Source organism: Nonomuraea sp. NPDC049269 (genome assembly GCF_043197155.1).
Classification (GTDB): domain Bacteria; phylum Actinomycetota; class Actinomycetes; order Streptosporangiales; family Streptosporangiaceae; genus Nonomuraea.
Map to the genome: position 1 here is coordinate 776,278 of NZ_JBICSO010000001.1, position 24,593 is coordinate 800,870.

The following is a 24,593-nucleotide window of genomic DNA, read 5'->3' on the forward strand; positions in this document are numbered from 1 at the left end:
CATCTTGGAGATCTCGCATGTCGTGCTCCTGGCGGCGCGATGTCGTCACGCCGACCGGTGCGCCGTCACCGCGGGCTCAGGCGCCGTACCACCACACCGACCAGCCGATCCGCGGCCACGTACCCGAAATGCCGCGAATCCAGTGACTGATCGGGGTTGTCGCCTACCAGCACCAGCCGACCCACCGGCACGGTGTCCCCCGCCACGTCACGCAGCGCGGGGACGCGGTCCCTGGGCACCGGGTCGCCGGGGATCGCCACCGCCCGCTTCAGCAGCCACGCCCCGTCCTCGGAGGCGCCGGTGACCACCACGACCTGCCCGCGCCGTACCTTGCCCGCGGTCGTACGGCGCAGCAGCACCCGCTCACCCTGCCGGTAGGTCGGCCGCATGCTCGGTCCCCGCACCACGACCACCACATAGCCGGTGCGCCCCCACCACAACGCCCCTGCCACGGCGATGGCCAGGACGGCCCACCCGATCATCCCGACCGCGCCATCGCGTAGCCCTGGGCCTGCAACGTGAACAGCCGCGCGTACGTCCCGCCCGCCGCCAGCAGGTCTGCGTGGCTCCCCCGCTCCGCGATCACCCCGTCCACCAGTACCGCGATCAGATCCGCCGCACGCACCGCACCCAGCCGATGCGAGATCAGCACTCCCGTACGGCCCGCGCGGATCTGCCGTAACCGCGTGTGCAGGTCGTACTCGGCCTCGGCGTCCAGCCCCGCGCTCGGCTCGTCCAGGATCATCAGATCCCGGTCCTCACGCAGGAACGCCCTGGCCAGTGCGAGGCGCTGCCACTGCCCGCCCGACAGTGTCACCCCGCCACCCGGGTCGTCGGGATCCTGGTGGAACATCCGTGTCAGCAACGTGTCATAGCCGTGCGGCAGGGCCTCGACCATCTCGTGCACCCCGGCGTGCCCGGCCGCCGTCTCGATCCGCCCCTGATCACCGAGGGCCGCCAGATCGCCCACCGCGATGTTGTCCGCGGCGCTGAAGTCGTAGGCCATGAAGTCCTGGAACACCGCCCCGATCCGCTCGCGTAGCCGCCCCACCTCCACGTCGCGGAGGTCCACCCCGTCCCACAAGATCGCACCGCGGGTCGGGTCGTAGAACCGGCACAGCAGCTTGACCAGCGTGCTCTTGCCGCAGCCGTTGCGCCCGACCAGAGCCACCGCTTCGCCGTACGGGATGAACAGGTTGAGCCCCCGCAGCACCCACGGATGCGCCGGGCTGTAACGGAACCACACGTCACGCAGCTCGATGCCCCGCCGTAACACGGGCAGCGCGCCGGCGGGCGAGGCGGCCGCCGGCAGATCCGGATCGGCCTCGACCACGTCGACATAATGGCCGAACATCAGCAGTTGCTGATGCGCGCCGGCCGCCGTGCTCACCAGCCCCGCGACCGCCGACTGCACACCGGCCGCCGCCGCCGCGAACATCGACACATCACCCACGCTCAGCCTGCCCTGACCCGCGCTGACGAGCACCCAGATCAGCCCGCCACCGGAGATCGCCGCCGACAGCAGCGACAATCCCGCCTGTGCCGACAGCTCCCGCCGCTCCAGCCGCCGCTTGGCCGCCGTGGACGTACGCAACTCATCGATCATCCGGCCGCGCAGGAACGGGCCGATGCCCAGCAGCCGGATCTCCTTGGCGGCGTTCACCGTCGACAGCAGTTGCCCGTAGAAGAACTCTCGCCGCTCCACCGGGCCGATCTTCCACATCACGTCGGCCCGCCGCCGCGACAGCCGCAACTCCACCATCAGCGCCGGAACGGCCGCCACGACCACCACGCCGGTGAACACCGGCGTGAGCACCGCCAACGACACCATGAACCCCACCAAGGTGACCACACCGCGCGCCAGCCCGAAACACGAGTCGACCATCAGCTGCAGAGCCCGCGCGCTCTCCTGGGCGAACCTCAGCCGATCCAGGAAGGCCGGGTCCTCGAACCGCGCCAGACCGTCCAGCCGCTCCACCGACGCGAACAGCTCGTCCTTGGCCACCAGCGTCGTCCTGCGGCTCACCTCTCCGCGCAGGTACTGGCTGCCCTGCAGGCTGACCGAGGTGAACAGGCCCGCCACCGCCAGCCCCACCGCCAGCCCCAGCAGCACCCCCGGCGGCCCCGGAGCGGCCACCCGGTCCAATGCCAGCTTGGTCAGCCACGCCACCACGATCGGCACCAGACCGGCGACCAACGTCACCGCCAGATAGCCCAGCACCGGCACCGGAGCCGCCCGCCACACCAGCCGGGCCGCGACCAGCGCCTGCCTCACGACCGGCTCGGCGCGGGCAGGACCGCCACGTTCACCGACGAGGCCGTGACCACCCCGTCCGCCACCTGGCAGAACGACGGATAGCCCCGCACCCCGAACGCGTCGTTGACCGCCTTGCCCTGCGGCTCCAGCACGATGTCGGCGACCCCCGCCAACGGCTCGACGAGCTGCGCCGCCTCGGCCTCCGGCCCGGACACGACCGCCACGATCCGCTCCCCGCGATGTTCACGCGCCCGCTCCAGCAGCCGCGGAATCTGCGGGCCGCACCCCCCGCAACCGGCGCTCAGGAACGCCACCAGCGCCCCCTCGCCCAGCGACTCCCGCGACAGGATCCGCCCGTCCCGCGCCGCCACCTCGAACTCACCCACCACCGCCCCCGGAACCGGCAGGCCGACCGGCGACGACGTCCCCTGTCCTTCCTTCAGCCGCCGGATGACGCCGAACGTCAGCAGCAGATTCACCACGCACAGCACCCCTGTCAGGGCCACCGCGACCGCGAGCATGCTCATCACCATCCTCCTTATGCGACTGTGGAATCCTGGCGGGCCGCGCTGTCGTGACCCTGTCGGCCCGCTGACGCGGCCATTAGAGAGAAAACCCAGGCCGGTGCGAAGACTCCCGGCCTGGGTTTCCTGTGAATGGGCGTCCGTGATTACGGCACCTTCCACCAGAAGTAATAGTAGTGCGCCACATTCGAATAAAGGCAGGGTCCGGTCAGCGGGTCGGTCTCGTACCGCGATCGGGTGACCGCCAGATCGATATTGCAGAGAAATTGGACGTCGTAGGTGGCGAAACGCCACTCCTCGGCCGTCACCGCCGCCGAGGCTGACGGCGGGGAGTCGGCGTTGGCGGCCGCGGGCATCATGGCCCCGAGCCCCAGCGCGGCGACGAGAATCGCCGATCGGGCTGACTTGCGCATTGCGCCCTCCACTTGTTCTCGCGACGACGATAAAGTCAGGCGCAGTTACGCACCTCCCAGTCGTTGGTCACCAGGGGGTCGGCGAAGTAGCCGAAGCTGTACCCCGGTATGTAGTGGCACCCGGCCCAGCTGTACCGCCCAGCGGTCGGGAAATATATCTGGACGTTGATTCCGCCCGAGCACTTGTTCCGGACGATGTAGGTGAGCTGTAGCCCGGGGCCGGCGGTGGTTCCGTTGCGGACGCCGCAGAAGCCCGGGTCCGCGAGGGCTGAATTCGGCGAGACCGGAATGAACAATGCGGCCGCCGCGGCTGTGGCGGCGAGCTTCCCCGCCCAGCGTTTTGTCGGTGATGACATGATCGCGATGCTCCTCCGACCAGATCTAGCAGGCCCTGATGGTCCAGTTCGAGTCGTCAGCGGGGTAGGTGTAGGTCTGGTAGCCGCCCGGCAGAACATAGTTGCAGGACGTGTCCCGCCCGTTGCCGGGGAGATGGACCAGCAGGTTCAGCCCGTAGCCGCATTTGTTCCTGACGGTATAAGCCCAGTAATAAAAGGTGCCCCCACCCGTTATGGGCGTCGGACCTTGTACGCGTACGCCGCAGAACCCTGGGTCGGCCACCTTTGCCGCCTGGGCCGATTGCGCGGGGAGCGCCATGGTGGCGGCGCATACCAGCAGAGCCGTTGTTGCGATGATTTTCATCTTTTCTCCGTCGACTCGTTCAGCAGCAGTTGGTGCACACGCCGTACCAGTTGTTACAGTGAACGCCGTCCCTGGTCAGGCAGCAGGTCCGGTGATAATAGACCGACCCTTGCGAGTCCCGGTCGCACCAGTAGTCCTCCCAGCAGTCGATGGCGTGCGCTTGAGTCTTGGGCAGGAAAGCGCCCAGCATTCCGTCGATCAGTTTCTTGACCACTGTTTCTCCCCTCGTCGGCTGATGTACGCACACTGCCGTATTCGGCTGTCGCGTCCCTGACCTCGTGCTGACTCGGCGGCCGGAACACGGCTGTCGCGTCGCTGTCGTCACGCCCATGGCTCCTGCCTGGCCGTCTTCAGCCGCGAGGATCCCGGCGGACCAACGGCGTGAGGGGGCTGAAAGAGAAATGTGAGTGGAACGTGAGGGCTGATCGTTACGATCGAAAACCACCGCTGTGACGTCAGGATCATTGTGGATACAGAATCAGAACCGTTCTTCCATTTCGGGGTGCTGGGCACACTGGAGATCTCGCGTGCCGGCCGACCGGTTTCCCTTCCAGCCGCCAAGCAACGGGGCGTTCTGGCCACCCTTCTCCTGCAGGCCAACCAGAAGGTGTCGCACGACCAGCTGATCGAGCGGATCTGGGACGGCACACCGCCGAACGACGCCCGCGGCGCGCTGCACACGCATGTCGCGCGGCTACGGCGCGCGCTGGGCGACGGCCACCATGACGCCCGCCGCCTGATCCATACCTTCAACGACAGTTACGTCATCAACCTCACGCCGGGCAGCCTCGATCTGTCGACGTTCCGGGATCTGACCGTGCGGGCCGCCGCCACCCAGGACGCCACCGGTAAGGCCGATCTTCTCCGGCAGGCGCTGGCGCTGTGGCGGGGACCCGTGCTGGCCGATGTCCCGTCGGAGTCGTTGCACCGCGACGAGGTGCCCTGGGTCATGGAGGAACGGCTCCGGGCCATAGAACGGTGGTTTCAGCTCGGCCTTCAGCTCGCCCGTCACGACGAGACGATCATCACGCTGAAGGAGGCGACGGCGGACCATCCCTACCATGAGCGACTGTGGGCCCAGTTGATGATCGCGCTCCACAAGGCCGGTCGCCGGGCGGAAGCGCTGGAAGCCTATCGGACCATCGACACCCTGCTGCGGAAAGAGTTCGGCATCGACCCGACCCAGGAACTGGTCCGGGTCCATTCCGCCATTCTGAACGACGATCCCGAACCTGCCCGGATCCTTGACGAGACTCAACCGGGGCAACTGGCGTCTCCTCGGCAGGTGCTCCCACCCGACAGCGGCGAGGTGCCGGATTCAGAAGTCAGCGATGGCGTCCCTCAGCAGCTTCCGTCCGGCATCGCCTATTTCACCGGGCGCGACAAGGAGCTGAAAGCTCTCGACGGTCTCCTCGCGGGCGACGACCACGAGACGTCGCCGCCCATCGTGATCGCCACGATCAGCGGCATGGGCGGCGTGGGCAAGACGACGCTGGCGGTGCACTGGGCCCATCGGGTGATGGACCGGTTTCCGGATGGGCTCCTCTACCTCGACCTGCGCGGCTTCGGGCCGGGCGGGCACGTCGACCCCGGCACCGCGCTCGAACTGCTCCTCCACACGCTCGACGTGCCGGCCGAGCGGATCCCCGCGCGAACGGACGCCCGCTCGGCGATGCTGCGCAGCGTGCTGGCCGGACGCCGGGTGCTGATGCTGCTCGACAACGCCCGCGACTCGGCGCAGGTGCGGCCGTTGCTGCCGGGTTCGCATGCCGTCGTGCTGGTCACCAGCCGCAGTCAGCTGCGTGGACTGGCCGTCCGCGAAGGGGCGCACCGCGTCCTGCTCGACCAGTTCTCCCCCGCCGAATCCACTGCCCTGCTGACCAGGATCCTCGGCCCTGAGCGGATCAGCGCCCAGGCGCGGGCCGCCGAGGAGCTGGCCCGGTCGTGTGTTCACCTGCCGCTGGCTCTGACGATCGCCGCCGAGCACGCCACCTGCCGTCCTGGCAGCTCTCTGAAGGACCTGGCCGACGAGGTACGGGACCAGCGGACCGCCTTGGACACGCTCGACACCGCCGACGACCATGAGGCCAGTCTCCGGGCGGTGTTCTCCTGGTCGTACCGGGCGCTGGAACCGTCGGCCGCGCGCATGTTCCGCATGCTGAGCCTGCACCCGGGCGCCGACTTCAGCCCGCCCGAAGCGGCGGCGCTGGCCGGCGTCACCACCCCCGAGGCGCGGCGGCTGCTCGAACTCCTCACCGATCGGTCTCTGCTGGAGCGGACCACCCGTGATCGGCACCGGTTCCACGACCTGCTCCACGCGTACGCCATCGAGCAGTCCCACCAGGAGGACAGCGAAACCGAGCGGACGACCGCGATCCGCCGCGCGCTGGACTGGTACCTCCACACCGCCGATCGCGCCGCCGACCTCCTCGAACCCACCAGGAGACGCTTCCCCCTGGCGATCACCCATGAGCCCGCCGACCCGCCCGTCCTGGCCGGCCCTGCGGACGCGATGGCGTGGCTGGACGAGCAGCGGGCCAACCTCATCGCGGCCATCACACTGTCGGCCGAGTACGGATGGCATGCCCTCACCTGGCGGCTCCCCCATGTCCTGTGGCGGTTCTTCTTCGTCCGCGGGCATGTCAGCGACTGGATCGACACGCATCTCCTGGCCCTCGACGCCGCGCGGAACGCCGGCGATCCGCGCGCGCTGGCCGAGACGACGAAGAATCTCGGCTTCGCGTACTGGCGATCCGGGCACCTGTCCGAAGCGCTCAAGCATCACCACCGGGCGCTCGTCCTGGACCAGGAGAGCGGCGACTGCTGGGGCGAGGCCAAGACGCGGAACCATCTGGGTTTCATCTATGACCGCTCGGGCCGATTCGCCGAGGCGCTCGACCAGCAGCACCGGTCTCTCGCCCTCTATGAGAAGGCGGGCGACCGGTGCGGCCAGGGTCGCGCCCTCATCGGCATCGGCAACGCCTACCGCCAGCTCGACCAGCACGCCGCGAGTGTGCCCCCGCTGCAAAGGGCCCTCGCCATCACCCGGGAGATCGGCGACCGCTGGGGCGAAAGCCTCGCACTCATCGCCATCGGCTTCACCTACCTCGCCACCGGCCGCCACCCCGAAACCACCGACCACCTCCACCAAGCCCTCGCCATCACCCGCGAGATCGGCGACCGCTGGGGCGAAAGCCTCGCACTCATCGCCATCGGCTTCGCCCACCTCGCCACCGGCCGCCACCCCGAAACCACCGACCACCTCCACCAAGCCCTCGCCATCACCCGCGAGACCGGTGACCGGTGGGGCGAAAGCCTCGCACTCATCGCCATCAGCTTCACCCACCCCGAAACCACCGACCACCTCCGCCAAGCCCTCGCCATCACCCGCGAGATCAACGGCATGGGCGACGACGGCCTGCTCGAAGAGCCGCACTTCGCCCCCGTCCATGGCCGCGAAGCCGTCATCTCCGCCTTGCACCTGCACACCCGGCTCCAGCTCGCGTCGGCTCGGGGAGACTCCCTTCCCTCTTCCGCGTAGGGCTTCCGCGTAGGGCTCGGCGACGAAGAACCCTCGCCTCTTGGTGGGCCGGCACGAATCCGGCCGCCCTCACTCTGGCGTACGGTCGCGGGTGACATCGACGACTCGGAGGGCCGGCAGGTTGATCGCGGTCAGGGAACTACAGGAGATCGCGGAGTTCGAGGGACTGTTCGCGCTGTTCGACGGCATCTGGCGGTTCGACCAAGGCGGGCAGCCGATCACGGTCGAGCTGATGCGGGCGCTGTCGCACGCCGGTGGCTACGTCGCGGGCGCCTTCGACGGCGACCGGCTGGCCGGCGGGTCCGTCGGGTTCCTGGCGGCGGGCAACGCGCTGCACTCCCACATCACCGGCGCGTCCGCCGGACGCGGGGCCGGGTTCGAGCTCAAGCTGCACCAGCGCCGGTGGGCGCTGGAGCGCGGGCTGGAACGCGTCACCTGGACATACGATCCACTGGTGCGCCGCAACGCCCATTTCAACCTGGCGAAGCTGGGCGCCCGGCCGCACGAGTACCTGCCCAGCTTCTACGGCACCATGGGGGACGAGATCAACCAGGGCGACGAGTCCGACCGGATGCTGGCCATCTGGGAGCTGTCCGCGCCGCATGTCGAGGCGCTGGCCAGGCGGCAGCCGCGTCCCGTCCACGTGCCGCGGGACGCGGTGGTCGGCCTGGCCGACGACGGGGGCCGGCCGGTGCCGGGCCGTACGGACGCCGAGGTCGTGCTGGTCGCCGTGCCCGCGGACATCGAGGGGTTGCGCCGGGCCGACCCGGGAACGGCCAAGGCATGGCGTTATGCCGTACGGGACGTGCTGGGCGGTCTGATGGCCGAAGGCCGCATCGTCACCGGGTTTCACCAGAAGTCCTCTTATGTAGTGGAGTCAGGATGAAGATCACAGGAGTTGAGCTGCGGCGGATCGCGATGCCGCTGGTGGCGCCGTTCCGCACCTCGTTCGGCACCGAGACGGCCCGTGACGTGCTGCTGGTCCGGGTGGTGACGCCCGACGCCGAGGGCTGGGGTGAGTGCGTGGCCATGTCGGAGCCGTTCTACTCCAGCGAGTACGTCGACGGCGCGGCCGACGTGATCCGGCGCTTCCTGCTGCCCGCCCTGCCCCGCACCCTCGACGCGAACGCCGTCGGCCGGGCCCTGGAGCCGATCAAGGGGCACCGGATGGCCAAGGCCGCCCTGGAGACGGCCGTGCTCGACGCCCAGCTCAGGGCGGCGGGCGAGTCGTTCGGCCGGTTCCTCGGCGCGGCCCGCGACCGGGTGCCGTGCGGCGTCTCCGTCGGCATCATGGACTCCATCCCGCAGCTGCTCGACGCCGTCGAGGGCTACCTCGACGAGGGGTACATGCGGATCAAACTGAAGATCGAGCCCGGCTGGGACGTGGCGCCGGTCAGGGCGGTGCGCGAGCGGTTCGGCGACGACGTGCTGCTCCAGGTGGACGCGAACGCCGCCTACACGCTCGTGGACGCCCGCCAGCTGGCCAAGCTCGACGACTTCGGCCTGCTGCTCATCGAGCAACCCCTGGCCAACGACGACTTCGTCCAGCACGCCAAGCTGGCCACCCAGCTCAGGACGCCGATCTGCCTGGACGAGTCGATCGAGTCGGTCGAGCACGCCGCGGCCGCGATCGCGCTGGGCTCGTGCTCGATCGTCAACATCAAGCCCGGCCGGATCGGCGGCTACCTGGAAGCCCGCCGCATCCATGACCTGTGCCGGGCGAACGGGATCGCGGTGTGGTGCGGCGGCATGCTGGAGACCGGGCTCGGCCGGGCCGCGAACGTGGCGCTGGCCGCGCTGCCCGGGTTCACGCTGCCGGGCGACACCTCGGGGTCGCGCCGCTACTTCGCGACCGACATCACCGAGCCGTTCGAGCTGAGCGACGGCCACCTGGCGGTGCCGACCGGGCCGGGCCTGGGCGTCGCGCCCATCCCGGCCGTGCTGGACGAGGTCACCACCGCCACCGAGTGGATCACCCTGTAAGCCTGGGTACCGCCTCCAGCAGGGCACGCGTGTAGTCGTGGGCGGGCTCGCCGACGACCTGCTCGGTGGGTCCCGTCTCGACGACGCGGCCCTGGTGCATGACCGCGACGACGTCGGAGACGTACCGGACGACGGCCAGGTTGTGCGAGATGAACAGCATCGACAGGCCCAGCTCGTCGCGGAGTGAGCGGACCAGGTTGAGCACCGCGCCCTGGACGGACACGTCGAGCGCGCTGGTGATCTCGTCGGCGACGAGCAGATCGGGGGCGGCGCCGAGCGCCCTGGCGACGGCGACCCGCTGCCGCTGGCCGCCGGACAGCTCGCGCGGGTAGCGTCCGGCCAGGTCCGCGGGGAGCGAGACGAGCCCCAGCAGCCGCTCCACCTCGGCCCGCCGCCCCGCGCGGTCGCGTCCGCCCGGCCATCCCGCGCGGTCACGTCTGCCCGGCCGTCCCGCGCGGTCACGCCTGCCCGTCCGTCCCGCGTGGTCCGGACGCACCCCCTCCCCCACCGAGTCGCCGACCGTCATGCGCGGGTCCAGCGAGGCGTACGGGTCCTGGAAGACCATCTGGACGTTGCGCGCCCCGTCGATCCGGCCCGTGTACGGCACCAGCCCGCTGACCGCCCTGGCCAGGGACGACTTGCCCGACCCCGACTCGCCGACCAGCCCGACGATCCGGCCTGGGGGGATCTCCAGGGTGACCCGGTCGACCGCGGTGAAGGCGCCGAAGCGCACGGTCAGGTCTTCGATGATCACGTGACCTCCCAGCAGGCCACGCGGCCCGCCTCGCCGTACGGGATGAGCGGGGGACGTTCGGCGGCGCAGCGGGTGCGCACCAGGGCGCACCTGTCCGCGAAGGCGCAGCCGGGGCCCACGTCCGAGGGTGCGGGCTGGCGGCCGGGGATGCTCGCGAGGGGCCGGTCCCGGTCGGTGTCCATGTCGGGCAGGGAGGCGAGGAGCGCCCGCGTGTACGGGTGCGCGGCCTCGGCGGCGAGCCGGGCGACGGGCAGTTCCTCCACCACCCGGCCCGCGTACATGACCATGACCCGGTCGCACAGCTCCCCCACCACGGCGATGTCGTGCGAGATGAACAGCGCGGCCGCGCCGGTCTCCTCGGTGACCTCGCGCAGCAGCCGCAGGATCTGCCGTTGTACGGTCACGTCGAGCGCCGTGGTCGGCTCGTCGGCGATGATCAGCCGCGGCGTGGCCATGAGGCCCATCGCGATCACCGCGCGCTGCCGCATGCCCCCGGACAGCTCGTGCGGGTGCTGCCGGGCGCGCGCGGCCGGGTCGGGCAGGTGGACGTGGCCGAGCCGGTCCACGGCCCGCCGGTTCGCCTCGGCACGGCCGGCGCCTTGGTGCACGATGGCCACCTCGGCGAGCTGCCCGCCCACCCGGAGCGCCGGGTTGAGCGAGGCCATGGGGTCCTGGAACACCATGGCCAGCGCGGTGCCGAGCTCCTTGCCCGACAGCGTGGCGACGTCCCGGCCGCCGAGCAGCAGCCGTCCGTAGGTGACCGTGCCCGGGTAGGGGACGAGCCCGCCGATGGCCGCGGCGGTCAGGCTCTTGCCGCTGCCCGATTCCCCCACCAGGCCGACGATCTCACCGGGGGCGATGCTCAGCGACAGCTCGCGTACGGGCGTCGCGCCGCCGGGGAACGCGACGGTCAGGCCCCTGACCTCCAGCACCGCGCCGGGATCCGGCTCGCCGGGCTCGGGCGGCACCGCCGCGATCCGCTTCTTCCCGGCCGGGGCGGTACGGGCGGCGGCCTTGGCCATGGCGTCGCCCAGCAGGTTGAACCCGATGCCCGCGAGCGCCACGGCCGCCGCCGGGCCGAGCGCGACCTCGGGCGTGACGTAGATGCGGGCGAACCCGTCGAACAGCAGCCTGCCCCAGTCGAAGGACGGCGGCTGCACGCCCAGGCCGAGGAACGACATCCCGGCCAGGCCGAGCAGGGCGCCGCCGAGCGACTGGGTGAGCTGCAGGATGAGCGGCTCGGCGATGTTGGGCAGCACGTGCCCGGTCAGGACCCGGCGGCGGGACACGCCGAGCATGCGGGCGGCCGAGACGTAGTCCGATCCGGCGACGGTGGCGGCCAGCGTCTGGGTGAGCCGGGCGAAGCCGGGCGCGATGGCGACCCCGATGCCCAGGACCGCGCCGCGGGCGCCCAGCCCGCTGACGACCGCGGTGAACATGGCCAGCAGCAGCCCGGGGAAGGCGACCAGCGCGTTGACCGCTCCGGTGATCAGCCGTGCCGCCCGGCCGGGCAGCACCGACGGCAGGGCGCCTAGCACGATCCCGGTCAGGCCACCGATGAGCGTGGCGGCCAACGCCAGGGCCAGGGAGAACCGCCCGGCCACGAGCACCCTGGCGAGCAGGTCGCGGCCCAGGCTGTCGGTGCCGAGCGGGTGGGCGGCGGACGTGCCCTGGAGGATGGCCGCCGCGTCGATGCGCTCGGCGGTGGCGCCCCAGATGGGCGGCCCGGCGATGGCCAGCACGACCATGGCCGCGACCAGCGCGGCTCCGGCGACGGCGGCGGGCGTGCGGGGTGCGCGGGGCAGGCGAGGCGGGCGGGGCAGGCGAGGCTTCACTTACGCCTCTCTGATCTTGGAGGTGGGGTCGAGCGCGGCCAGGGCCAGGTCGACGGCGAGGTTCACGACGAGCACGATCGCGCCGTAGACGAGGATGACGCCCTGGGCGACCGGATAGTCCTTCTGCGTGATCGACTCGACGATCTTCAGGCCGAGCCCCGGCCAGGCGAAGACGTACTCGACCAGCACGCTGCCCGCGATCAGCGCCGACAGCAGCAGGCCGCCCAGCGTGAGGGTGGCGGTGAGCGTGTTGGGCAGCACGTGCCGGAGGTAGAGGCGGGCGGCGGGCAGGCGTTTGGCGCGCGCCAGCCGTACGTAGTCGGAGCCCAGCTCGCGCAGCGTCTCCGCGCGGGAGATGCGGGCGATCATCGCGACCGGGCCGATCGCCAGGGCGAGGACGGGCAGCACGTACGAGGCGGCGCCCGCCTTGCCCGCGGGCGGGAACGCGCCGAGGCCGATGGCGAAGACGGTCACCAGCGCGATCGAGTAGAGGAACTCGGGCACCGCGACGGCGGTGCCGGTCACGGTGGTGAAGGCGTACTCGGTGCCGCGGTTCCTGCCGTTCTCGGTGCGGACCGCCGCCCACATGCCGAGCGGCACCGCCACCAGCAGCGCCACCGCGGTCGCCAGCAGGGCCAGGGCCAGCGTGTTGGGCAGCCGTCCGGCGATGACCTCGCCGACCGGCTCCCCCGATAGGAACGAGGTCCCGAAATTTCCGGACAGCACGTTGCCCGTGTAGGTGAGGAACTGCTCGAGGATCGGACGGTCGAGCCCCAGCGCCGCCGTACGCGCCTGGACGACCTCGATCGGCGCGGCCGGCCCGAGCGAGGCCCGGACCGGATCGCCGGGAATGAGGTGGATCATCGCGAAGGACGCGACGAGCAGCGCGGCGAGCGAGACGGCGAACCGCACGGCCTGCCGCACCGCCCAGCGCGACCCGCGTGCCCGTACCCTCTGGAGGCCGCGCACTCAGCCTCCCTGCGTGAGGCGGATCGAGGTCGGCACGACATCCCCGGCCGTCATGGTGAACGTGGCGTTCTTACCGGCGGCCAGGACGGTGTTCTCCACGACCGGCACCAGATCACTGTTCTCGAACAGCGCCGACTCGGCCTCCAGCCACAGCTCGCAGCCTTCGGCCGCCGGCAGTTTCGCGGCCCGCGCGATGAGCGACTCGTAACGGGTGTTGGCCAGGTGGGCGAAGTTGGCGCCCTTGGGCGCGGCCGGTCCCGACAGGAAGCCGACGAGCTGGGTCGGCAGGGTGACGGAGATCGGCAGCCAGATGGCGTCCCAGTCCTGGGTGACGTTGAGCGACTCCGCCAGCTTGGCGTCGATGATGCCGTTCAGCTTCACCTCGACGCCGGCCTTCTTCCAGGCGGCGGCCAGGTACTCGGCTGCGGCCTGGACCCCGGATCCCCTGGTGGTGGGGTAGACGAAGCGCAGCGTCAGCCGCTTGCCGTCCTTGACCCGGACGCCGTCGGCGCCCGCTCTCCACCCCGCCGCGTCCAGCGCCGCCCCGGCCGCGGCCTGGTCGTAGGCGGGCAGGTGCCCGGTGACCGTGTCGCCCTGGCAGGGCCGCGGGTCGAGGATGAGCCCGGTGACGGGCCGGCCGGTGCCGCTCGCGGCGATCCCGGCCAGTTCCTTGAGGTTGACGGCCTGGGTGAGCGCCTTGCGTACGGCCGGGTCGTGGGCGGGCCGGTCGTCGCCCTGATGGTAGAAGAACTGACCGTTCCCGAAGGGCAGGACGTTCTTGACGACTCCCGGGGTGGCCGCCACGCGGGCGCGGTCGGGGCCGTAGAAGGTGGCGCCGTTGAGCGTGCCGGAGACGAGCAGGTTGGCGGCGGTCTGCTCGTTGGGCACGACCTTCAGCGTGACCGTCTCGGGCAGGTCCTTGGCCGTGGTGCCGCCGGGACCCCAGACGTACTCCCTGCGGGCCTTGAACGTGTAGTGGTCGCCCGAGACCGCCTCGGTGAGCCGGTACGGGCCGGAGCCCGAGGTGCCGTGGGCGAGCACCGAGCGGTCCTTGACGCCCTTGCCGCACACGATGTACATCGCCCGGGTGCTCTCCAGGATGAAGCTGAAGGGCTCGGGCGTGGACAGGGTCACGGTGCCCGCCGCGTCGTCCGCCTTGGCCTTCATCCCGATGGGCACGAGCACGCCGTAGATGGGCGACTTGGTGGCGGGGTCGGCGATGTGGTTGACGGTGTCGGCCACATCGGAGGGGGTGAGCTTGGCGCCGTCCGCGCAGGTGGCGTCCCCGCGCAGGGTGAAGGTCACCGAATCGGGCTTGACCTGCCACTTCTCGGCGAGCCCCGGGACGGTCCTGCCGTCGGCGCCGACGTCGACGAGCGTGTCGTAGGCGAACCTGAGGACCTGGTTGGTGACCGACAGGATGCCCATGGCGGGGTCGAGCACGCCGGGATCGGCGCTGATGGCGAAGGTGAACGTACCGCCGGTGACGGGCGCGCCCGTCTGTGTGCCCGTCTTCGTGCCCGCCGTGCCGCCGCACGCCGCGGCCAGCAGGGCCAGCGCGACGAGCGCCGCTGGTGTTCTCATGTGAGGCGCTCCAGGGGAGTGTGGTCCGGGGCACCACCCTCGCCGCTGGCCGTTGATCGTTCTTCGTGCCCGGCCACGAAAAGCGCGGCGGGCATGGTGCTAGCGCCCGAAAATGCGCATCTGGAGCATGACGGTGAGCCGGGCGTCGGCGTCGGACAGGTCCAGTCCGCTGATCTCGGTGAGCCGCTTGAGCCGGTACCTGAACGTGTTGGCGTGCACGTGGACCCGCGCCGAGGCGGCGTTGACGTCGCCGAACGCGTCGAGGTAGGCCCGCAGCGTGGCGACCAGCTCGCTGCCGTGCTCGGCGTCGTGCTCCAGCAGCCGCTGGTAGGGGCCGGTCGGCGCCTGGTCCTCGGCGGCCGCCACGTCGGCGACCTGGAGCAGCAGCGACTCGAAGTGCACGGTCGTGTAGCCGGCGACCTGGCCTACCGCGCCCCGGGCCAGCAGCACGCGGAGCGCCCGGTCGGCATCCGCGCGGGACCTGGCGACCTGGGCCAGGCTGGCGGCCAGGCGGCCCACGCCGATGCTGGCGGAGTGCCGCGGCCCGACCCTGGCCAGGAAGCTCTCGGCGACGCGTACGGCCCGCGTCTCCTCCTCGCCGCCCGCCTGCAACGGCAGCACGGCGTAGGCCACCGAGCCGACGAGCGCGGCGGCCGCCTTGGGGTGGATGGCGCCGACGTGCAGCGCGAGCGCGTCGGCGAAGCGCTGCCGGTCGCTCTCGCCGCGCGCCGGGTCGTCGTCGGCGCCGCGCGCGAGCTGGGCGGCGAGCACGCACAGCCGGGCGGTGGCGATGCCGAGCCGCGCGGCGGCCTCGGGCGCGTCGCCGCCGCCCGCGAGCACGGTGGACAGCAGGTCGGCACGGAGCCGCCGCTGGGTGTCGGCCCCGGCCCGCTCACGCAGCAGCTGCAGGGCGACGATCTTGGCGGCGTCGGCGAGGGCGTGCTGCCGCTGGGCGGTGAGCGGCTCGCGGACCGCGACCCAGATCGAGCCGAGGATCTCGTCACCCGTCCGCACGGCGATGGCCACCCGGTTGATGCTGCCGTCGTGGAGCTCGACGTAGACGGGCTCGCGGCTCTGGTAGAGCTGCTTGAAGAAGCCGAGCTCGTCGAGCATCCGCTGGTAGCGCTCGGGCACCTGGCGGCCGAGCACGGTCTCGATCCGGCCCGGGTCGGCCTCGTGCTGCCGTTCGGAGTAGGCCAGCACCCGCGAGGACCTGTCCTCGATCGTGACGGGCGCGTCGAGCAGCGCGCAGACGGCATTGGCCAGCGAGAACAGATCGCCCTGCGGCCCCTCCCCCGGCCCGGCCAGGTCGCCCTCCGCCAGCAGGGAGCGCACCAGGGCGGCGACCTGGGCCCAGGAGGCCGCCCTGGTGAGCCCGAGGACGGCCACGCCGGTCTCCAGCACGGTCGCGCGTACCTGCTCGTCCACGTCCACGGGCAGCTTGACCACCACGCCGGCCGCCCCCGGAACCCGCGTGAGCAGCTCGCGGATCTCCGCCGTGCCGTGCACGCCGACCGCCAGCAGGATGCCGCCCGGCGGGACGATCAGCTCGTCGAGCGGGTCGAAGATGTGCACCCCGGTCACCTCGACGTCGAGGTCGCCCGGCGAGGCGGCCACGTCGATCACCGTGCTGCCCAGATCGTGCAGGATCCGTCCGAGGCTGGCGCGTGGGCGGTCGTTCATCCACTCACCGTAGTCGGGTCCTGGATCGGCGTGCGGGCGGCCGGTCGCCCGCACGATCAGCTGATCTTCGGAGTGGCGCGCGCTCCCACATGGATGTACGGCGAGCCGTCCGCGAGCCGGTAGAACACGGCGGACATCCACTCCGGGTCCCCCGCCCGGCGGCCGACGAAGGTCACCTCGTCCACGGGGACGAACTTCATCTCCATGGGCTCCTGGAGCGCGGCGAGAGCGCCGGTGGCCTCGCCGTACATCCACAGGTCACCGTCGCGGACGGTCAGCGTGGTGCGGAACCCGGCCCGCTCGTACACGCCCGCGTACCCCTCGACCTCGACCTGGACGGGCGTCTCCGGCGGGCCGAGCCTGGCCGGCACGGTCAGGCCGTCGAGCTCGGCGAACAGTTCGGTGGCGACGGCGTGCGTGAACGCGCCGCTGTGGCCACCGTTGGCGGTGACGCACACGATCGTGCCGGTGTCCGGTACGGCCCAGAGCATGGCGTGCTGGCCGATGGTGTTGCCGCCGTGGGAGATGACCTGGTGACCGTCCCACTCGTCCAGGATCCAGCCGATGCCCCACTGCTTGCCCAGCGCGTACGGGTTGGGGATGTCGACCTGCGGCTCCCACATGGCGCGCGGGTCGTCCAGGAGGCCGCCTTCGAGGTGGGCGCGGGCGAACGCGACCACGTCGGCGGGCCGCGAGCAGATGAGCCCGGCGGGCCCGGCCGAGCGCATGAGACCCCAGACGGGGGCGGTCCTGCCGTCGACGTGGCCCATGGCGGCGCGGAAGCGCAGCACGTCCTCCGGCAGGGTCCAGGTGTGGGTGAGGCCGAGCGGTTCGACGATCTGCTCGCGCAGCACGTCGTCCCAGCGCTTGCCTTCGAGCTTCTCCAGGATCCGGCCGGCGATGGTGAAGCCGGAGTTGCAGTAGGACTGGGTGGCGCCGAGCGGGTGGTTCTGGGCCAGGTCGGCGCAGGCCTCGACGTACTTCTCCACGCAGTCGTCGCCGCGGCCGGTGTCGAGGAACAGGTCGCCGTCGATGCCGCTGGTGTGGGAGAGCAGGTGCCTGACCGTGACGGCCTTGGTGACCTCCGGGTCGGCCACCCTGAACTCGGGCAGCACCTCGGCCACCGGCGTGTCGAGCGTCAGCCTGCCGCGTTCGACCTGGCGCATGAGCAGGGTCGCGGTCCACACCTTGGTGACGGACCCGATCTGGAACAGCGAGTCGGGAGTCGCCTCGACACCGGTGTCCTTGTTGAGCGTCCCCGCGGCGAACTCGTGCACCTCGCCCTGGTGCAGGTAGGCCAGCGCGGCCCCCGGCACCTCGTGCTCGGCGATCAGCTCGGCGAGCCGGTGACCCATTGCTCCAGCCACGTGATGATCCTTTCGTTGAGGTCGTACCGGTGTGAGGGGCGTCCGTTGAGGAGGAACAGATGTGCGGCGTTCGGATAACGCACCAGCCGCACGGGTACGCCCTGCTCGCGCAGCGCGGCGAACCACTGCTCGGCCTGGCCCACGGGACAGCGGTCGTCGGCGTCGCCGTGCAGGAGCAGGGTGGGGGTGGTGACGCGGGCCACCTGGGCGATCGGCGACTGGGCCTGGAGGTCGCCCCGGCACTCGTACGCCTTGATCAGCGACCCGAGGTCGGACGTGCCCGCCATGCTGGCGAGGTCGCTCACGCAGCCGCCGGGGATCGCCGCCTTGAACCTGTCCGTCCTGGTCGACAGCCAGCACGCCATGTAGCCACCGTAGCTGTAGCCGGCGACGGCCAGCCGATCAGGATCGGCGACGCCGTCCGCGACCAGGTCGTCGACGGCCGCGAGGAAGTCCTGCTCGTCGGCCAGCCCCCACGCTCCGACCGTGGCGGTGTAGAAGTCCTCGCCGTACCCGTCGCTGGCGCGCGGGTTGACCAGCAGGACGGTCCAGCCGTCGGCGGCGAGCCGCTGGTGGTAGAGGTGGGCGCCGTCGAAGGCGGGCGACCACGCGTTGTGCGGGCCGCCGTGCACGTCGAGCAGCAGCGGGCCGGGGCCGGTACGCGTCTCGTCGCGCAGCACGAAGCCCTCGATGGTGGTGCCGTCGGGGGCGGTGAAGGTGCGGGGGCGCGGGGTGAACAGGTCGACGTCCGGGAGGGTGTGCTGGGTGAGGGGCTCGCCGTCGAGGTAGACGTCGCCCGCGCTCGTCGGGGAGGAGGCGATCCAGGCGACGCGGCCCGCGGCCGCGGACATGCCGGACACCGTGAAGTCGCCGTCGACGATCTTCTCAACAGGTCCTTCGCCGGCCGGCAGGCGATACAGGTGGGTGCGGCCTTGGTCGCGGGCGCAGAACAGCAGGTCGTCGCCCAGCAGCGCGGGGACGGCGCCGGGGTAGCCGGGAGCGCCGATCATGACGTTGCGGTCGAGCCCGGTCACCACCTCGTCGAGTCCGCCGGGGCGCAGCGCGTACAGGCGGGTGTGGCCGATGACCTCGCGCAACCCGGCCACCATCAGCCGGTCACGGCCACCGCCGCCGTTCCGGCCGCCGTCGCTCTCCAGGCTGCGGTCGCCGTCGCCGTGCCACCACGCGCCGACGCAGATGACGCCTGGTTCGGTGAGCCGCTCCGGCTTGCCCGGTGCCGGGCCGGTGGCGTCGACCGCGTACACCGCGCTCTCCACCACCAGGTCCCGGTCGGGCGCCATACTCGCCACGAACGCCAGCCGCCGGCCATCCGGCGACCACGACGGCTCCCCGGCATGGAACCCGCCCTCGGTCACCTGAACGGTTTCGCCCGTCGCCACGTCCGCCACGAACAGGTGTGTGGTCAGTCCGCGCAACAGCCCGGTGCCGTCGGCCTTGTACTCCAGGGTGTCCGCGACGACCGGCGCGTTCGGGTCGAGCTCGCCGTGCGGGCCGCCGTACGCGATGCGAGCGCCGTCGGGCGACCACACGGGCACACCGGCACCCAGCGGCGCCGAGGTGAGCAGGCGCGGCTCACCGCCCTCCATCGGCAGCAGATGGATCTGAGCGCACCCGCCGACAGGGCGCAGGAAGGCGAGCAACCGACCGTCGGGCGACCAGCGCGGCGTGCTGCCGGCGGCGAGGCGGCGAGGCTCGGCACCGGGGACGGCGAGCCAGATCTCGGCCCGGTTCTCGTCGGAGTCGCGGTCGGCGGTGGTGAGCGTGTAGGCGACGGCGCCGCCATCGGGGCGCAGCCTCGGGTCGGATGGGACCGCGATGCGGTAGAGGTCGTCGAGGACGAGGCGTGGCATGACCGAACCGTAGGCCGGACCAGCCCACGGCATCTTCGGCACATCCGACGAACGCCACCCCTCCCGTTGTGCGGAAGACCAAAGCCCACGGGGGCGAGCGACTCCATGTACGTCGTCTATGACATCGGCTGGCCGTTCTAATCCTTTGATGATCTGGCAGCGGCCGGCCCGCGACTTCCGCGCGGGCCGGCCGCCTGAACGGGCGCGTCGCGCAGCCGGGCTCACCCGCCCTTCGCGACGGCGTTCCTGAGGTCCGCCGGGTGTGAGATCGCCTTGTAGGCGCGGGCCAGATCGGCGACCCGCTGGAGCTCTGCCAGGTCCAGCTTGGCGGGATAGGAGCCCAACGCAACGTTCGCCGTCGTTGCCCTGGAGATCTTCGTGTACGAGGGCAGCACGTCGCGCACCTGCTCGGGGTCGCTCGCGATCAGGCGCTGGGCCTTGGCCAGCGCGCGCTGGAAGGCCGCCAGTGTACGAGGGTGCCGGCTGATCCACTTGTCGGTGGCCGCCATGCCCGCGGTGTACAGGTTCGCGAACTCCTGGGTCATCGCGTCCTCCACAATCCGCGTACGCCCTTTCTCGCGGCCTGAAGTGAGGAACGGTTCGGCCAGCAGGGCAGCGTCGATCTGCCCCTTGTCCATCGCGGCGAGCATCTCGTGGTAGGGCTTCTCGACCTGCACGACGTCGTTCAATGTCAGTCCGGCCCGCTTCAGCACGGCTGCCAGCGCCAACGAGTCGAGCACCGCGAGGTTCGGGACCGCGACCTTCTTGCGTTTGAGGTCGGCCGCCGTCCTGATCTTCGACTTGGCGTTCACGACGATCGCGAAGCTTCCTGGCGCGGCCTGGTACAGGCTAGAGACGATCTTGAACTCTCCCACGCCAAGCTCGTTCGTCCTGAAGAGTGTGGCGTAGTCGGTCTGCGCCAGATCCAGTCTCCCGCTTGCGATCTGGGGCACCGCGGCCGCCGCGCCGGTGATGCCCCTCGGCTCCACCGTCAGCCCTTCCTCCTTGAAATAGCCCTTGGCCAGGGCCACGTACACGGGCGCCGACTCCACGGACGGCACCACGCCGACAGTGATGGTGGACAGCTCGGGCGGGCTGGACGGGCGGGCGGCGGCGCGCGGCTCCGTGGGCAGCGCCCGTACCCCGATGGTGGCGGCGAGCACGGTGATGACGACCACCGCGGCGGCGGTGAGCGCCACGAAGTTACGCCGCCTGCGCTGATGGGCCTCGATCGCCCTGGCGGCCAGGTCGCGCTCCGGCATGTCGTCCGCGATGCGGCCGAGTTGCTCTCCGAGCCAGGTCATCGGCGTGCCTCCTCACTGTGGGCGTCCAGAACGGGCAGCTTCGGCGCCAGCTCGGGAGCCAGAGCGCGCAGGCGGGCCATGGCGTGGTGCGCCTGGCTCTTCACCGTGCCGACGGAGCATCCCAGCAGGTCGGCGACTTCACGTTCGGTCCGATCCTCGTAGAAGCGCAGGACGAGCACGGCGCGCTGCTTGGGTGTCAGCCGCATGAGCGCCTGACGCAGGACGATCCGCAGGATGGCGGAGTCCTCGGACGAGTAGGCGCGGTCGGGCGGCTCGGCGCTCGGCACCTCGCCGGAACCACGGCGCCGCCGCCATGAGATGAACTGGTTCACCATGGTCTTGCGCGCGTACGCGTCGAGGTTGTCTATGTGGTCCAACTTCGCCCAGCGCCCGATCATGCGGACCAGCACACTCTGTACGAGGTCCTCTGCGAGGTGGACCTCTCCGGTGAGTAGGTAGGCCAGGCGCATCAACGGGCGTTGGTGAGCATCCACGAACGCCTGGAAACTGGCATCGCGATCCAACGTCTCTCCTCATGTCGATACCCCCCAGACGCTGTGGGCGCGGCGAAAGGTTGGCACTCCTGAGGTCAGATGGCTTCACGTCGCCAGGCGGTAAACGGACACGTGGGAACGCGACTCGGCGGTGAAGTCGGCTCCGGCCCAGTCGGCATGCCGGGTCTCCAGCTCGAACCCCGCCAACTGCGCCATGAGGTCCAACTCGGCCGGCCAGATGTAGCGGTGCGGGCTACGGAACAGCTCGGCCTGTCTGCCCTCGTCGAACCTGAAGTGGTGCGAGACGACGTGCTGGCGCAGCACGTCGTAGGTGTCCAGGCCGATGTAGCCGGGCTCGCAGTGGTAGACCGTGGCCTGCTGACCCGGTGGCAGCTTGCGCAGTTCGGGCACCCAGAGCTCGATCACGAACCGGCCGCCCGATGAGAGGTGGCGGGCGGCATTGCGGAAGCAGGCGACCTGCTCGGCCTGGGTGAGCAGGTTGGAGATCGTGTTGAAGACGAGGTAGACGAGCGTGTACGTCCCCGGAGCGACGGCGGTCGCCATGTCGCCGACGACCACCGGGATCGTCGCTTCGTCCGCCTTCACCCGCAATTGGTCGATCATCGGAGGCGACAGCTCGATGCCGGTTACGGGCACCCCTCGCTCGACGAGCGGCACGGCCACGCGGCCGGTCCCGATCGCGAACTCGAGCGCCCGTCCGTCGCCCGCGAGCTCGGCGAGACGGCCGACGGTCGGCTCCAAGACCTCGGGCGCGAACATCCCGGTGCCCGGCGTGTCGTAGCGCTGGGCGGTCTCGGCATCCCAGATCTCCTCCTGCTGCATGCCGCCCACGATGCTCAGGGGCGTACGCGTTGTCCAACGATTTTGCGGCGTGGCGCAGGTCACATCACCGCGCTGTCACAAGGAGCGGGTCACCGGCATCTTCATGTTCGCCGGAACGCCGCGCGAACGATCCGCGCGGCATAAAGCTCCACGAGTGAGGACGAAGTCATGGAAACACGCATGAACCTGAATGCCAGCGAGCTCGGCGCCAAGATCGGCAAGCGGTTCTACAACGTCAGCCTGGCGATCGAGCAGTCGACGCTGCCCAAAGCCACCCAGGACCTGGTGATGCTGCGGGTCAGCCAGATCAACGGCTGTGGCTTCTGCGTCGACTACCACTCCAAGGATGCCGCGGCCGCCGGGGAGACCGCGGTCCGGCTCAGCCTGGTCGCCGCCTGGCGCGAGTCCACCGTGTTCACCGAGGCCGAGCGGGCCGCGCTGGCGCTCGGCGAGGAGGGCACCCGGCTCGCCGACGCCCACCTCGGCGTGTCCGACGAGACCTGGGCCCAGGTGCGCAAGCACTACGACGAGGACCAGATCGCCGCGCTGGTCTACCTGGTCGCCATGATCAACGCGGCCAACCGGCTCGGCGTGATCGCGCGCACCAAGGGGGGCTCCTACGAGCCGGGCATGTTCGCCGGCATGTCGAGCTGATCGGCGGCTGCGGTAGAAGCCCGGGGGTGCGATTCCCCCGGGCGACCCGACCAGATGGTGTGAGCAGCTCCTATTGCCCTACCCGGCCGTCGATGCATTCGCGCAGCAGATCGGCGTGCCCGCAGTGGCGGGCGTACTCCTCGATCATGTGCACCCACAGCTCCCGGACGGCGATGCCGTCCTGACCCACCCGCGCGCCCAGATCCGGATACGCGGCCAGCACCGCGTCGAATGCCGCCTGTTCGCGAGCAAGATCGGCGAATGCGCCGTCGACCACCGCCTGCTCCCCAACGGCTCCCTCGAAGTCACCACCCGGTCCGTACAGCTTGGGTGCCGGGTCTCCTGGCGCGACCCAATTGCGCCAGTCTCGCTCCACCTCGGCAAGATGGCGGACCAGACCCAGCAAGGACATGGTCGACGGCGGCACCGACCGTCGTGCCAGTTCCTCCGGATTCAACCCCTGGCACTTCAGCCGCAGGGTCAGCCGATAGTTCGTCAGATAGTCCTGCAGCGTCGCCAACTCGCCGTCCGGGCTGACTCCGTCGTTGTTGCGGGGATCCTCGTCGGGATCCGCCCACATGTCGGGATAGACGCTGGCCTTGCTCCACCGCTCGGGCATATCGCTCACCGTGATCACTATGCTGAGCGGCGGCCCGCCAGGCAAGCGAGTATTTCAGCCCGTCGTCAAAGAGCGAGCGCGCGGACCACCTGCTCGTCCACGCCGATCCCCAGGCCGGGGCCGGTGGGCACGTGGGCGACGCCGTCGGCGATGGTGATGACCGGATCAGTGGCGTAAGGGCTGGTGATGAACTGCCGGCCGTTGAGGTCCACGGGCGTGTCCACGCCGAACGCGGCGAACAGGTGGAGCGAGGCGGCCAGCCCGATGTCGGACTCGGTGAGGCCGGAGCCCATGATCGCCAGGCCGCTGTCCTCGGCGAGCTGGCACTGGCGCAGAGCCAGGGTCAGCCCGCCGCAGCGCTGCACCTTGGCGACGGCGACGTCGATGGCGTCGAGCCGGACGAACGTCGCCAAATCGCTCGGGTGGCGCAGGCTCTCGTCCACGGCCACCGTGATGGGACTGTCGTCACGCAGGCGGCGCAGGCCGGCGATGTCGTTGGACGGCACCGGCTGCTCGAAGACGGCGATGTTCAGGCCGGCCAGGCGCCTGGCCACCCGGAGCGCGGCGGCGGCCGTGTAGCCCTGGTTGGCGTCCACCCAGAGCACGGCGTCGGGGGCGGCGGCGCGTACGGCCTCCACGATGGCCACGTCCTCGTCCTCGTCGTGCAGGCCGACCTTGACCTTGAGGTGGCGGTAGCCGTGCGCGCGGCCCTCGGCCACCGAGTCGGCCGCCTCGGCCGCCGACTCGGTGGCCACGATCCAGGCCAGCTCGATGGTGTCGCGCCGGCGCCGGCCCCACAGCTCACCGAGGGACACGCCCAGGCTGCGGGCGAAGGCGTCGTGGCAGGCCACGTCGACCGCCGCGCGCGCCAGCGGCATGCCGATCGAGAAGCCCTTGCTGATGGTGCGGTCGAAGGTACGGCAGAGCCCGTCGAGGTCCCACAGCGGGCGGCCGACGGCCGCCGGGGCCAGGTAGCCCTCGATGGTGGAGACGATGGACTCGGTGGTCTCGTACGTCCAGGAGGGGATCGGAGTGGCCTCGCCCCAGCCGAAGGCGCCGTCATCGGCCGTGATCTTCACCAGGACCCTGACGGCCGGGCGGCCGCTCTGGACGACGGACCCGCCCGCGACGGCGAAGTCGCGCAGCGAGGGCAGGCCCACGGTGAAGGTCTCGACCTGTGCTATCCGGTTCACGTGACA

23 protein-coding genes are annotated in these 24,593 nt (G+C 70.9%); 4 read left to right on the plus strand and 19 right to left on the minus strand.

Features of this window, described 5'->3' with window-relative positions; translation table 11 throughout:
- Window positions 1-65: 65 nt before the first annotated feature.
- The 7 genes from ACGFNP_RS03680 to ACGFNP_RS03710 all read right to left on the minus strand — a co-directional run bounded on the left by ACGFNP_RS03680 (window position 66) and on the right by ACGFNP_RS03710 (window position 4,107).
- A complete protein-coding gene (locus ACGFNP_RS03680) occupies window positions 66-482 on the minus strand; it encodes a S26 family signal peptidase (protein ID WP_358340067.1) in 417 nt (138 codons plus the stop codon).
- Window positions 479-2,275: an ABC transporter ATP-binding protein gene (locus tag ACGFNP_RS03685; protein ID WP_393314368.1), complete on the minus strand. Its 1,797-nt coding sequence runs from the start codon at window positions 2,273-2,275 to the stop codon at window positions 479-481. The genes ACGFNP_RS03680 and ACGFNP_RS03685 overlap by 4 nt, the downstream gene beginning before the upstream one ends.
- Entirely contained in the window at window positions 2,272-2,784 is a 513-nt protein-coding gene (locus ACGFNP_RS03690) for a peroxiredoxin family protein (RefSeq protein WP_393314371.1), read from the minus strand. Before ACGFNP_RS03690 ends, ACGFNP_RS03685 begins: the two co-directional genes overlap by 4 nt.
- Window positions 2,785-2,927: 143 nt before the next feature.
- On the minus strand, window positions 2,928-3,194 hold the full coding sequence (locus ACGFNP_RS03695; protein ID WP_393314374.1) for a hypothetical protein: 267 nt from the start codon (window positions 3,192-3,194) through the stop codon (window positions 2,928-2,930).
- A 35-nt stretch (window positions 3,195-3,229) separates the two neighbouring features.
- Window positions 3,230-3,550, minus strand: a complete 321-nt coding sequence (locus ACGFNP_RS03700) for a hypothetical protein (protein ID WP_358340060.1) — start codon at window positions 3,548-3,550, stop codon at window positions 3,230-3,232.
- 25 nt (window positions 3,551-3,575) lie between these two features.
- A complete protein-coding gene (locus ACGFNP_RS03705; RefSeq protein WP_358340058.1) occupies window positions 3,576-3,893 on the minus strand; it encodes a hypothetical protein in 318 nt (105 codons plus the stop codon).
- A gap of 19 nt (window positions 3,894-3,912) precedes the next feature.
- Window positions 3,913-4,107, minus strand: coding sequence for a hypothetical protein (locus ACGFNP_RS03710; RefSeq protein WP_358340056.1), 195 nt, complete (start codon window positions 4,105-4,107; stop codon window positions 3,913-3,915).
- A 252-nt stretch (window positions 4,108-4,359) separates the two neighbouring features.
- Here ACGFNP_RS03710 and ACGFNP_RS03715 point away from each other — a divergent pair, with 252 nt between their 5' ends.
- The 3 genes from ACGFNP_RS03715 to menC all read left to right on the plus strand — a co-directional run bounded on the left by ACGFNP_RS03715 (window position 4,360) and on the right by menC (window position 9,417).
- Window positions 4,360-7,434, plus strand: coding sequence for a BTAD domain-containing putative transcriptional regulator (locus tag ACGFNP_RS03715; RefSeq protein ID WP_393314378.1), 3,075 nt, complete (start codon window positions 4,360-4,362; stop codon window positions 7,432-7,434).
- Between the two features lie 91 nt (window positions 7,435-7,525).
- Window positions 7,526-8,320 (plus strand): GNAT family N-acetyltransferase, encoded by a 795-nt coding sequence (locus ACGFNP_RS03720; RefSeq protein ID WP_393314381.1) that lies wholly within the window; start codon window positions 7,526-7,528, stop codon window positions 8,318-8,320.
- On the plus strand, window positions 8,317-9,417 hold the full coding sequence (menC, locus tag ACGFNP_RS03725) for an o-succinylbenzoate synthase (RefSeq protein ID WP_393314384.1): 1,101 nt from the start codon (window positions 8,317-8,319) through the stop codon (window positions 9,415-9,417). The genes ACGFNP_RS03720 and menC overlap by 4 nt, the downstream gene beginning before the upstream one ends.
- On the opposite strand, the gene ACGFNP_RS03730 is transcribed toward menC, so the two are convergent.
- The 10 genes from ACGFNP_RS03730 to ACGFNP_RS03775 form a co-directional block, all read right to left on the minus strand.
- Complete coding sequence (locus ACGFNP_RS03730; RefSeq protein ID WP_393314387.1) at window positions 9,407-10,171, minus strand: ABC transporter ATP-binding protein; 765 nt, start codon at window positions 10,169-10,171, stop codon at window positions 9,407-9,409. The two genes, menC and ACGFNP_RS03730, sit on opposite strands and share 11 nt — an antisense overlap.
- A complete protein-coding gene (locus ACGFNP_RS03735; RefSeq protein ID WP_393314390.1) occupies window positions 10,168-12,006 on the minus strand; it encodes a dipeptide/oligopeptide/nickel ABC transporter permease/ATP-binding protein in 1,839 nt (612 codons plus the stop codon). The genes ACGFNP_RS03730 and ACGFNP_RS03735 overlap by 4 nt, the downstream gene beginning before the upstream one ends.
- Entirely contained in the window at window positions 12,007-12,975 is a 969-nt protein-coding gene (locus tag ACGFNP_RS03740; protein WP_393314394.1) for an ABC transporter permease, read from the minus strand. It lies immediately after the preceding gene.
- Complete coding sequence (locus tag ACGFNP_RS03745; RefSeq protein ID WP_393314397.1) at window positions 12,976-14,559, minus strand: ABC transporter substrate-binding protein; 1,584 nt, start codon at window positions 14,557-14,559, stop codon at window positions 12,976-12,978.
- A gap of 99 nt (window positions 14,560-14,658) precedes the next feature.
- On the minus strand, window positions 14,659-16,242 hold the full coding sequence (locus ACGFNP_RS03750; protein WP_393314400.1) for a PucR family transcriptional regulator: 1,584 nt from the start codon (window positions 16,240-16,242) through the stop codon (window positions 14,659-14,661).
- 56 nt (window positions 16,243-16,298) lie between these two features.
- A complete protein-coding gene (locus ACGFNP_RS03755; protein WP_393314403.1) occupies window positions 16,299-17,609 on the minus strand; it encodes a serine hydrolase domain-containing protein in 1,311 nt (436 codons plus the stop codon).
- Window positions 17,573-19,480, minus strand: a complete 1,908-nt coding sequence (locus tag ACGFNP_RS03760) for a S9 family peptidase (RefSeq protein ID WP_393314406.1) — start codon at window positions 19,478-19,480, stop codon at window positions 17,573-17,575. Before ACGFNP_RS03760 ends, ACGFNP_RS03755 begins: the two co-directional genes overlap by 37 nt.
- A gap of 221 nt (window positions 19,481-19,701) precedes the next feature.
- Complete coding sequence (locus tag ACGFNP_RS03765) at window positions 19,702-20,784, minus strand: ABC transporter substrate-binding protein (RefSeq protein ID WP_393314409.1); 1,083 nt, start codon at window positions 20,782-20,784, stop codon at window positions 19,702-19,704.
- Window positions 20,781-21,308, minus strand: a complete 528-nt coding sequence (locus ACGFNP_RS03770; RefSeq protein ID WP_393314412.1) for a SigE family RNA polymerase sigma factor — start codon at window positions 21,306-21,308, stop codon at window positions 20,781-20,783. Before ACGFNP_RS03770 ends, ACGFNP_RS03765 begins: the two co-directional genes overlap by 4 nt.
- A 75-nt stretch (window positions 21,309-21,383) precedes the next feature.
- On the minus strand, window positions 21,384-22,121 hold the full coding sequence (locus ACGFNP_RS03775; RefSeq protein WP_358340032.1) for a class I SAM-dependent methyltransferase: 738 nt from the start codon (window positions 22,119-22,121) through the stop codon (window positions 21,384-21,386).
- Between the two features lie 180 nt (window positions 22,122-22,301).
- On the opposite strand from ACGFNP_RS03775, the gene ACGFNP_RS03780 reads away from it, so the two are divergent.
- Window positions 22,302-22,775: a carboxymuconolactone decarboxylase family protein gene (locus ACGFNP_RS03780; protein ID WP_393314416.1), complete on the plus strand. Its 474-nt coding sequence runs from the start codon at window positions 22,302-22,304 to the stop codon at window positions 22,773-22,775.
- Window positions 22,776-22,845: 70 nt separating this feature from the next.
- On the opposite strand, the gene ACGFNP_RS03785 is transcribed toward ACGFNP_RS03780, so the two are convergent.
- Both ACGFNP_RS03785 and ACGFNP_RS03790 read right to left on the minus strand, forming a co-directional pair.
- Entirely contained in the window at window positions 22,846-23,394 is a 549-nt protein-coding gene (locus ACGFNP_RS03785; RefSeq protein ID WP_393316590.1) for a DinB family protein, read from the minus strand.
- 65 nt (window positions 23,395-23,459) lie between these two features.
- Window positions 23,460-24,587 carry a mandelate racemase/muconate lactonizing enzyme family protein gene (locus tag ACGFNP_RS03790; protein WP_393314419.1) on the minus strand — a complete coding sequence of 376 codons (1,128 nt, stop codon included), beginning with the start codon at window positions 24,585-24,587 and terminating at the stop codon, window positions 23,460-23,462.
- Window positions 24,588-24,593: the final 6 nt, after the last annotated feature.

What these genes read in the sequence shown, in the direction of transcription:
- ACGFNP_RS03765 (WP_393314409.1), bottom strand. Translation starts at nt 20,784, where the DNA reads ATGACCTGGCTCGGAGAGCAACTCGGCCGCATCGCGGACGACATGCCG.
- ACGFNP_RS03695 (WP_393314374.1), bottom strand. Translation starts at nt 3,194, where the DNA reads ATGCGCAAGTCAGCCCGATCGGCGATTCTCGTCGCCGCGCTGGGGCTC.
- ACGFNP_RS03785 (WP_393316590.1), bottom strand. Translation starts at nt 23,394, where the DNA reads ATGCCCGAGCGGTGGAGCAAGGCCAGCGTCTATCCCGACATGTGGGCG.
- ACGFNP_RS03700 (WP_358340060.1), bottom strand. Translation starts at nt 3,550, where the DNA reads ATGTCATCACCGACAAAACGCTGGGCGGGGAAGCTCGCCGCCACAGCC.
- ACGFNP_RS03690 (WP_393314371.1), bottom strand. Translation starts at nt 2,784, where the DNA reads ATGAGCATGCTCGCGGTCGCGGTGGCCCTGACAGGGGTGCTGTGCGTG.
- menC (WP_393314384.1), top strand. Translation starts at nt 8,317, where the DNA reads ATGAAGATCACAGGAGTTGAGCTGCGGCGGATCGCGATGCCGCTGGTG.
- ACGFNP_RS03780 (WP_393314416.1), top strand. Translation starts at nt 22,302, where the DNA reads ATGAACCTGAATGCCAGCGAGCTCGGCGCCAAGATCGGCAAGCGGTTC.
- ACGFNP_RS03750 (WP_393314400.1), bottom strand. Translation starts at nt 16,242, where the DNA reads ATGAACGACCGCCCACGCGCCAGCCTCGGACGGATCCTGCACGATCTG.
- ACGFNP_RS03705 (WP_358340058.1), bottom strand. Translation starts at nt 3,893, where the DNA reads ATGAAAATCATCGCAACAACGGCTCTGCTGGTATGCGCCGCCACCATG.
- ACGFNP_RS03775 (WP_358340032.1), bottom strand. Translation starts at nt 22,121, where the DNA reads ATGCAGCAGGAGGAGATCTGGGATGCCGAGACCGCCCAGCGCTACGAC.
- ACGFNP_RS03680 (WP_358340067.1), bottom strand. Translation starts at nt 482, where the DNA reads ATGATCGGGTGGGCCGTCCTGGCCATCGCCGTGGCAGGGGCGTTGTGG.
- ACGFNP_RS03745 (WP_393314397.1), bottom strand. Translation starts at nt 14,559, where the DNA reads ATGAGAACACCAGCGGCGCTCGTCGCGCTGGCCCTGCTGGCCGCGGCG.
- ACGFNP_RS03760 (WP_393314406.1), bottom strand. Translation starts at nt 19,480, where the DNA reads ATGCCACGCCTCGTCCTCGACGACCTCTACCGCATCGCGGTCCCATCC.